9 protein-coding genes are annotated in these 9869 nt (G+C 41.9%); 1 reads left to right on the top strand and 8 read right to left on the bottom strand.

All coding sequences use genetic code 11. The annotated features are described in order from the left end of the window. On the top strand, positions 1–93 hold a 93-nt coding region (locus QM406_RS09660), incomplete at its 5' end, for an IS3 family transposase (protein ID WP_414274103.1). A 92-nt stretch (positions 94–185) separates the two neighbouring features. On the opposite strand, the gene pyrE is transcribed toward QM406_RS09660, so the two are convergent. The 8 genes from pyrE to QM406_RS09700 form a co-directional block, all read right to left on the bottom strand. Continuing rightward, complete coding sequence (pyrE, locus tag QM406_RS09665) at positions 186–818, bottom strand: orotate phosphoribosyltransferase (protein WP_281334807.1); 633 nt, start codon at positions 816–818, stop codon at positions 186–188. A gap of 38 nt (positions 819–856) precedes the next feature. Beyond that, the gene (pyrF, locus tag QM406_RS09670) at positions 857–1558 is read right to left on the bottom strand and encodes an orotidine-5'-phosphate decarboxylase (protein ID WP_414274097.1); all 702 of its coding nucleotides are present in this window, start codon (positions 1556–1558) and stop codon (positions 857–859) included. A gap of 256 nt (positions 1559–1814) precedes the next feature. Continuing rightward, positions 1815–3095: an FtsQ-type POTRA domain-containing protein gene (locus tag QM406_RS09675; protein ID WP_414274098.1), complete on the bottom strand. Its 1281-nt coding sequence runs from the start codon at positions 3093–3095 to the stop codon at positions 1815–1817. A gap of 9 nt (positions 3096–3104) precedes the next feature. Beyond that, entirely contained in the window at positions 3105–4163 is a 1059-nt protein-coding gene (locus tag QM406_RS09680; protein WP_414274099.1) for a UDP-N-acetylglucosamine--N-acetylmuramyl-(pentapeptide) pyrophosphoryl-undecaprenol N-acetylglucosamine transferase, read from the bottom strand. Position 4164: 1 nt separating this feature from the next. Further along, a complete protein-coding gene (gene murD / locus QM406_RS09685) occupies positions 4165–5517 on the bottom strand; it encodes a UDP-N-acetylmuramoyl-L-alanine--D-glutamate ligase (protein WP_414274100.1) in 1353 nt (450 codons plus the stop codon). 95 nt (positions 5518–5612) lie between these two features. Beyond that, positions 5613–8318, bottom strand: coding sequence for an FtsX-like permease family protein (locus tag QM406_RS09690; protein WP_414274101.1), 2706 nt, complete (start codon positions 8316–8318; stop codon positions 5613–5615). Between the two features lies 1 nt (position 8319). After that, complete coding sequence (locus tag QM406_RS09695; RefSeq protein ID WP_248034751.1) at positions 8320–9021, bottom strand: ABC transporter ATP-binding protein; 702 nt, start codon at positions 9019–9021, stop codon at positions 8320–8322. Between the two features lie 350 nt (positions 9022–9371). Beyond that, a partial coding sequence (locus QM406_RS09700) for an SIALI-17 repeat-containing surface protein (protein WP_414274102.1) occupies positions 9372–9869 on the bottom strand: 498 nt, incomplete at its 5' end.

The raw sequence follows: 9869 nt of genomic DNA on the forward strand, positions 1-9869 counted from the left end.
GTAAACTATATTGATTATTACAACAACAAACGAATTAAGGTAAAACTAAAAGGACTCAGTCCTGTGCAATACAGAACTAAATCCTTTGAATAAATTAATTGTCTAACTTTTTGGGGTCAGTACATTCTACACCTGATAGTATGCGTTTTTATATTGAGGCTCTTTCTCAAAACTCTTTAATTTTTCTACACTTCTTGCCAATTTTCCTGGTCTTCTTTAAATCGCTTTAAAAGGTCAAGTCCTTCTGGTGTGATGTAGCCTTCTTCTTGGGCTAGGTGGATGAGCTCACTATAGTTTGAAAGTGTCACCAGTTTGACACCAGCATCCGCAAAGTTCTTATCTGCTTTTGCTAATTGATAGCTGAAGATAGCCACGACACCAAGAACATCCGCTCCTTCGCGTTTGGCAGCTGCAACAGCTTCAAGCACAGAACCACCAGTTGAAATAAGGTCTTCAACAACAACCATCTTTTGTCCTTGAGCTACACGGCCTTCGATTTGGTTGCCTGCTCCGTGGTCTTTTGGTTTGCTACGAATATAAGCAAATGGCAGATTCATCTTATCAGCGATGATGGCTCCGTGTGGAATCCCTGCTGTCGCAGTTCCTGCAATCACTTCTACTTCAGGAAAGGCTTCTTTGATAGCTTCCACAAAACCATTTTCAATCAAGTTGCGTGTTTCTGGGTAGGCAAGCGTTACACGGTTGTCCGTATAAATCGGTGACTTAATGCCTGATGCCCATGTGAAGGGCTCTTCTGGTTTGAGGTAAACGGCTTGAATTTTCAATAGATGGCTGGCAATATCTTTAGCAAGTGTCATGGTGTGCTCCTTTTTATAGTGTTAAATGAATCTTCTTTTTAAACCCAATCTTGTGTCCATTCTTCTTTGATGGCATGATAGGCTGCGACTGGATCAGCTGCTTGCGTAATCGGACGCCCAACTACGATGTAGTCACTGCCAATCTGGTAAGCTTCTCCTGGGGTTACTACCCGTTTCTGATCCCCTGCTTCTGTCCCTCTTGGGCGAATCCCTGGTGTCAGACAGATAAAGTCTTCATGAGTTGCTTGTTTGATAAGCTTGGCTTCTTGAGCCGAGCAAACGACTCCATCTAGACCAGCTTCAGCTGTTTTCTGGGCATAGTGGATAACCGACTCTTGGAGGCTGGTTTGGATATTTTGACACTCATGCATTTGTTCTTCCGAGGTTGAGGTTAATTGGGTCACCGCTATGAGAATCCCCTTGTCTCCCAATCCTTCACGCGCTGCCTGCATCATCTCAACTCCACCTGCTGCCTGCACATTGGTCATATCAACTCCTAGGTTGGATAAGATTTTCATGGTTGATTTGACTGTATTGGGAATATCATGCAGTTTGAGATCCAAAAAGACACTATGTCCTAATGACTTCAAATAGCGGACAACTTCAGGTCCTACAGCATAGTAGATTTCCATTCCTACTTTGACATAGAGCTTTTCATCTGCTGGAAATAGGGCTAAAAACTCCTTGGCTTCTTCAAAACTTGGAAAATCCAGAGCTATGACTGGGCGACTTTCACGCATGTGTTTCTCCTCTTATCTTTCTTATCAGCCCAGCTTCCGTCAAAAAGACTACAAAAAAGGAACCTGCCAACAGCAAGGTTCCACGAAAAATGGGTAGAATCCACCCTTTCACCGTTTAACCTTAGCTGCCTCTCTGGACTACTTTAAAGGTTTTTTACTATTCTATTATTTAAAGCGGGACTTGTCAAGTAAAAACTAGTGATCGAAGGACTTTAAAGCCAAGACTCACAATCAAGCTGATAGAATGTTCTCAAGTTTATCGACTCTGTGATTGTTGAGTTGTTTGGTTTTGATTACCCTGTTCCTCTTGTTTTTTCTTTTCTTCCTCCTGCTTTTTCTTCTCCTCTTCTTTAGCCTTGATTCTTTCTTCCTCAAGCGCCTTATCCGCCAAACTATAACTATAGATCCCAACTTCCATATCAATACCACTTGGTACTGTCAATTGAGGTTTAATCTTACTATAGTAAGGCAATTTTTTACCTAGTTCTGATAGAGGAACCAAAACTTCATCCGTATCATACATGGTAATCTTGAGCAGATCACTGGTTACACTAGTTGGAGCCAATTCAATCGTTTTGATCGCTTGCTTAATCTCTGGGCTGATTTCAGCCAGTTGTTCAATCAAGGTTTTGACTTGCTGCTCATCGTTAAAGAGTACAGACATATAGGTTTCTGGAAGACTGACTAGACTTACTGGACTAGTTTCAACCGTACCACTAGAAAGAATTGGATAATGGTCCTCTCCAGAAACATAATAAGCCACAATTTCATACTCTTTGACCTGAATGGTGAAATTGGTTGGGAATTGATAGTGAATGCTAGCAGATTCAATCCAGTGATTGGACTTAATCATCTCAGCATGTTTGTCTTTATTGAGAAGTAGGCTAAAGGTATAGTCACTATCACGAATCCCTGAAGCCTCTTTGATTTGATCTGCATTGGTCTCTACTGTCCCAGTGACTTCTATATTTTTCAGAGTTGAGAAGGGCGTCAAGAGATAGATGGAAAAGACCAAGAAAAGCAAACTCGGGATTAGAATCGTAACAGCACGCCAGATATGAACTCTAGGAATAGAAGGCTTGGTAGCCTTTTTCTTGGTTTTAACCTTCTTTTCTTCTACCTTTTCTACTTTTGCTGCTTCTGATTCTTCGGCCTGGTCTTCCACTTGTTCTGCTTCAGCTGCTTCCTCTTCAAGTTCAGACGAGGACTCATATGCTATAAGCTCCTTCTGCTCTTCGCTATTAGGATCTACTTCCGTTGCTTCCTCTGTATTTTCGGATATATCTGACTCTTGCTCTTCTTTGGTTTCTTCAGCCTTTTTGCGCAGATACTCTCGGTTTTTCTTCTGCCACTCTGATAAGCTAGTTTCTGCATCAGAAGTTATTGAAACTTCCTTTTTGCCTGAATCTCCCTTGGCTTCTTCTTTAGCTAAGTTGGCCTCTTCTTCAGCCTTTTTTCGAAGATATTCTTGATTTCGTTTTTGCCACTCTGACAATTCCTTGCCTTGCGTTGGCTCCTGTTTCTTATCCTTTGACATCGATTTTCCTTATGATAGATCTTTTTTTAGTAGCGCATAAAAATCCGCCACAGATTTTAATTCATGAGAATTCTTCATCGTGCTCCGGTAGTCTTCTTTGTGGGTCAAAAGCTTGCTTACTTTTTCTTCTAAAGTAGACAAGGTCAAGTCGTTTTCTTGCAACTCTTCAGCATATCCTTTTTTCACAAAGTAAGCCGCATTTTCAATCTGATCTCCACGGCTAGCTTCACGTCCTAGAGGGACAATGACATGCAATTTAGCCATGGCCAACAGTTCAAAAATAGTATTGGCACCACCACGAGTGATGACTACATCAGCCATATTCATGAGCGGTTGATAGAGTTCAGTCACGTAGTCAACACGGTAGAGGTTTGAACTTAGTTCATTTAAGTTAGCATCCCCTGTTAGGTTGATGATATTATAACGACTAGTCAGCTCTTCCTTATGATCTGTAACTAATTGGTTAAAGATACGCGCACCAGCAGAACCTCCGACGAAAAGAAGAGTTGGTAGCTTATCATTGAAAGAAGTTCGGATATCCACCATTTCTTCAGGCTCTTCCATAATTGGTCCAGAAACCTTGGTCACGGCTCCTACATGCTCTACCTTAGTGAGGCTAGACGCTTGCTCGAAAGTAGAGTACATCTTAGTCGCAAACTTATAGGCGATTTTATTGGCCAATCCCATAGAGAGATCAGACTCGTGGATAAAGACTGGTACTCTGCATACTCGCGCTGCAATAACAGGCGGAACAGATACAAATCCACCCTTAGAAAAGAGGGCTTGTGGACGAACTCGAAGCATAATAAAGAGCGATTGAAGAATTCCAAAAGCAACCTTAAAGACATCAACCATGTTTTGCCATGAGAAATAACGACGTAATTTCCCAGTTGCAATAGAATGGAAGGTCACATCTAGACCCGATTTGAGGATTTCTTGATACTCAATTCCGTTTTTGTCACCAATATAGTGGACTTCCCAGCCATCTTCGATGAACTTAGGCATTAACAAAAGGTTGAGGGTAACGTGTCCAACCGTTCCCCCACCTGTAAATACTATTTTTTTCATATTATCCCTTTAACTCCGCTACAGTGTCGATGAAAAGATCTCCACGTACTTCAAAGTTGGCATACATATCCCAGCTAGCATTGGCAGGACTGAGGAGAACCACATCTCCTTCTTCTGCAAGTTCATAAGCCTTGCGAGTTGCGTCAGCAATATCTGTTGCATCCACATAAGCCACACCAGCCTTGTCCGCTGCACGCTTGACACGCTCTGCAGACTGACCAAGGATGACCATTTTCTTAAGACCAGTGATGTCTGGAACCAACTCATCAAACTCATTTCCACGGTCCAAACCACCAGCAATCAGGACAACCTTACTATTGTCAAATCCAGACAAGGCTTTTTGAGTTGCCAAGATATTGGTTGACTTACTATCGTTGTAGAATTTCACCCCATTGATTTGGTCTACAAACTGGAGACGGTGTTTGACACCGCCAAAGGCTGACAAGGTTTCCTTAATGATTTCATTGTCCACACCACGAAGTTTAGCTACAGCAATGGTTGCAAGAGCATTTTCCACATTGTGGCTACCTGGAACACCGATTTCATCAGCTGCCATGACTTTTTCACCACGGAAGTAAAGAAGACCATCTTCAAGATAAGCACCATCAACCTTTTCAAGGGTTGAGAATGGTACTACAGTCGCGTTTTTCTTTGTAGCAAGCTCTTTAGCTAATTCTTGATTAAAGTTCAAAACTAGATAGTCTGAGGCCGTCATATTCTTCTGAATATTCCACTTAGCTTCGACATAGGCTTCAAAAGAACCGTGATAGTCAATATGTGTTGGCATCAGGTTGGTGATAACAGCAATTTCAGGATGGAATTCCTGAATTCCCATTAATTGGAAAGAGGATAGCTCCATGACAAGGGTATCCTTATCTGTTGCTGTCTGAGCTACCTGGCTTGCAGGGTAACCAATGTTACCTGATAAAAGCCCATTTTGTCCTGCAGCAGTCAGAACTTCTCCAATCATGGTTGTGGTTGTAGTCTTACCATTTGAACCAGTAATACCAACAATGGGTGCATCAGAAATCAAGTAGGCCAACTCAACCTCTGTCAAGACTGGAATACCTTTTTCTAGCGCTTTTTCAATCATCGGGTTGCTATAAGGAATTCCTGGATTTTTTACCATGAGGGCAAAATCTTCATCCAATAATTCCAAAGGATGCCCCCCTGTTACTACTTTGATTCCATCTTCTAAAAGACTTTGAGCAGCTGGATTTTCCTCAAAAGGCTTGCCATCATTCACCGTTACAATGGCACCCAACTTGTCCAAGAGACGAGCCGCAGACTCACCTGATTTAGCTAAACCTAGGACTAATACTTTCTTATTTTCAAATTGATCAATTCGTTTCATATCTAGAACTCCATTTCTACTCTTACTATTTTACCATTTTTATGAAAATAAAAAAGCCACAAAGGGCTTTCTTATTTGTTTTTGTCCTCTAGTAATTATTCTACAGACTTGAGGGCTTCTAACATATCCACCTTTCGGAGATAATGATTGACAAAAACTCCTAGGATGGTCAAAATGACACTGACGGCTAGAACTGGAATGAGATAAACTTCCCAGCCGACCTTTGGTTGAAAACGGAAGGTACCGGGTGCGATCATCTGAATGAGAAATTGATGGAGATAAAAACCTGATACCAATCCTACAATCATTCCAATTAGTGACAATAGGATGGTTTCTCGATAGATGTAAAGGGTCACTTCTTTGTTATGAAAACCAAGAACCTTGATGGTTGAGAGTTCCCGAATCCGTTCAGCAACATTGATATTGGTCAAATTATAGAGAATCACGATGGCTAATAGCACCGATACCAGCACCAAAATCGCCATGGTATGATTCAGAGAATTGGCAAAACTTTCAAAGAGCTGAATGGTGGAGGCGTTTTGAACGAGGCCACTGACAGCTGCCTGGTCCATAAATTCTCCTGCGACTCTTTCAGTGTTCCCTTCACTTTTATCCTTAAGTTGGACCAGATAGGTGTTCATCTTGGGAGCTTGACCGTATATCTCCTCATAGGTTGCCTGATTCATATAGACAAAATGGCCCACATAGTGCTCGGTAATAGCACCTACTTTAAAGGTTTTCCCATCGATTGTAAAATTGTCACCAAGGGAAACTCCAGCCAACTGGGCTAATTTTTCAGTCAAGACAACTCCGTTAGATAAGCTCAGTTTTTCCCCATTTTTTTCTAGGACGACAAAGGGAGCCAGGTCATCTTGATCCGTTACCATCATGGTCACAGTTTGAACACCTGCCTTGCCAGCATACTTTTCCTCAACCTGTTTGGAAGAAATTAAACGATAGTTTTCAACTTCATCACTCTGCAATTTTTCTTCTAGCTTGGCCTTATCAGAATCTGAAGCTCGAGAATTGACAGAGAGAATCATCTGATATTGTTGCAGATCATTAAACTGCCTGTCAGCTACTCCTACAACAGAGGATTGAATACCAAGTCCTGCAAAGAGGAGGGCTACTGAACCTGCAACTCCAAAAATGGTCATCAGCATGCGTTGTTTGTAACGGAAAATGTTGCGAGCTGTAACTTTTTGGGTAAAGCTCAAATGAGACCAGATAAAGGTGATCCGCTCCAAGAGAATCTTTGAGCCCTTGACTGGTGGCTTGGGTAGTAATAATTGTGCTGCTTCTTCATGCAATTCTCTGCGAGATACAAGGTAGGCAGGTAGGACACTAGCTACTAAGCTTAGTCCCAAAGCCAAGCAACTATAGGTCCAGTAGAAATACTGCTGACTCTCTCCAACAATCATTCGCTCAGTGATGATATGCGAGATTGTGGGTGCTAAGACATAATGACCAATCAGAATTCCTAGAAGGGTGCCAAGAGTACCAGCAACTAGACCGTAAATCACAAACTTAGCAATGATGTCTTTGCTATGGTAGCCTAGCGCTTTGAAAATCCCTGCATTGGTCCTTTCCTCGTCTACAAATCGTGTCATGGTGGTAAAGGTAACCATGGCTGCTACGGCATAGAGAACAACTGGAAAGATATTCCCTACGGCACGAATACTCATGGCCGAGTTACTATACATGAGATAACCTTGACCAGTAGGAGAACTCTTGCGATTGTAGACATGATAGCTTGGCTCTGTCAGAGCATTTACTTCATCCTGACTGGTCTGCCATTTAGCCTTTTCCTTAGTAAGATCTGTTTCGGCTTGGCTCAGCTTTTCCTGTTCCTGTTTCAGTTGCTTTTTTGCTTCTCCTAACTGACTAGACGCTTGACTTTTTTGTGGTTCTGGTAGTTGGCTCACTTGATTTTCTTGAGCTTGTAAACGCCTTTCGATTTCCTGCAGGCGACTCTTGCCAGCTGTCAAATTACTTTCAGCCTCGTCCAGTTGTTTCTTGCCCTCATCAAGGGACTCTTGGGCATCCTTCTTCATTTTCTCTAGCCGCGCTTGTCCATTATCAGCAACTAGTTCCTTTAAAATCTCCTCTTCTTCCTCTAGCTTTTTTTCGTAATCACTGGAAAAAGGACTGACATCTGTCAGACTAGCAAAACGCAGGCGAGCAATCGTGTAAACAGAGCTCTTAAAATTTTCTTCAGTTACAACACCGTAAGCTGCTAGATTTCCATTACCACTGGCTGAACTCCCCATATCTGATTTTGAAAAAATATCTGGTGAGTGAACAAAACCTGTAATGGTATAACTATCTCGCTTTAATTGAGAATTACTGCCATTCTTTTGACTCAAATGAATGACTTGACCAATCTGATAGCGATCTTTCCAAAAGTCCGCCAAGGCTAATTCATCTTCTTTTTCAGGCAAACGACCTTCCGTTACTTGAAATTTTGAAATCTTATCAGTATTTGAAAAGATTCGTATGGCATCTTGGCTACCTTCTAGAGTCAAATCCGTCATATAACCAAACTCGACATCTGCTCCCGTAAGATTTTGCAATTCTGCCTGGTCTGCCTGATCTAGACCATAATCTGCTATGACAGTAATATCAGCCAGATTGGCTTTTTGAATATAATCCCATGCTGTTCGCTCCATATTGGGACTGGCTACTTTGAGACCAACCACGGCTAAAGAACCCAACATCATCAGAGTTAGGATGGATAAAAACCGTCCCTTTGAACCTGTGAAAGACTGGAGCAGGTCTTTCCAATATGTCTTTCTTTTCATCTCAATACTCCAAATCATCAATATCCTGTGGTTGAGGATTGAGGACAACACTCTTGACACTGGCATCATGCATCTGAATCACGCGATCAGCTATAGGAGCTAGCGAAGCATTATGGGTCACGATGATAACAGTGGTACCCTTCTTTCGTGACATATCTTGCAGAATCTTTAGAACCTGCTTACCAGTCTGGTAGTCCAAAGCTCCCGTTGGTTCATCACAAAGGAGAATTTTAGGATTTTTAGCAACGGCTCGTGCAATAGAGACCCGTTGTTGCTCACCACCTGACAACTGGGCTGGAAAGTTATTGAGACGGTGGCCTAAACCTACATCCTTGAGAACCTGTTCTGGATCCAAGGCATCGGCAACAATTTCTGAAGCTAGCTCGACATTTTCTTTAGCAGTCAAGTTAGAAACCAAGTTGTAAAATTGAAAGACAAAGCCAACGTCATCTCTACGATAGTTGGTTCTCTGATGGGATGTATAGTCAGAAATATTAGTCCCATCAACCCAGACTTGCCCTTCATCGTTTGTATCCATACCACCTAGAATATTTAAAACGGTTGACTTCCCTGCACCAGATGCCCCAAGGATAATGACTAGTTCTCCCTTTTCAATCTCGAAGTTGACATCTCGATTAGCTACGATTTCTGTATCACCAGTATGATACCTCTTATAGCTATTTTTCATTTCAATATAAGCCATCCTATCTCCTCCTCTTCTCCTACTATTTTCACCTTTATTATAACTCTTTTGAGGAGATAAAGAAAGCTTATCCCTGTAGACTTTAAAGAGATTTTCAAAGTCCTCAGATGCGCTGAATCCAATTCAGTATATCCATTCCTTACTCACCATGCTTCTGAGACAAGTCTACTTAGCTTGCTCTCTATTTTTAATCGAATATCATCTCTGATTTTCTTTTAGCAATTGATGTGTGAGCAAAAATAGCGAACAAGACCAGATTCTGTTTATCAGAAAACTAGTTTTGTCCGCTTTTTATATTCGAGATTAGTCTCTTGATCCAATCTCTATGACTTAGATGCTTTTACATCATCTTATTCGTCGTCTTTTTTCTTTCCCATAGCAAACATACCAAGAAGTGCTCCTACAACACCAACGGCTGCAAGGCCAGCATTTTCTTTAGTGCCTGTCTCTGGGAGTTTGTATTGATGACTTGCAGGTGCTTGGTAGGTCTTATCTTGTGACATAGCAAGAGCTATTTGTGACTGCTCATCTTTGAATTCTGGAACCTCATGGATAGCTCCTTCTGATCCATTGACACCACCTGTGTATGCTGGAACTTGGTGAATAGTCCCTTCTCCACCAGAAACGCCACCAGTGAACTCAGGTACTTCATGAACAGTTGCTTCTGCTCCATTCACACCACCTGTGTATTCTGGGATTTCCACTACTGGTGCTGCTTCATCGCCTACTGTACCAATAGCTCCTGTGTATTCTGGAACTTCATGAACAGCTGCTTCGACTGCGTTAACGCCACCCTTGAATTCTGGGACTTCTACTACTGGTGCTGCTTCATCACCTACTGTGCCAAT

The organism is Streptococcus infantis (genome assembly GCF_047465035.1).
GTDB lineage: Bacteria > Bacillota > Bacilli > Lactobacillales > Streptococcaceae > Streptococcus > Streptococcus infantis_T.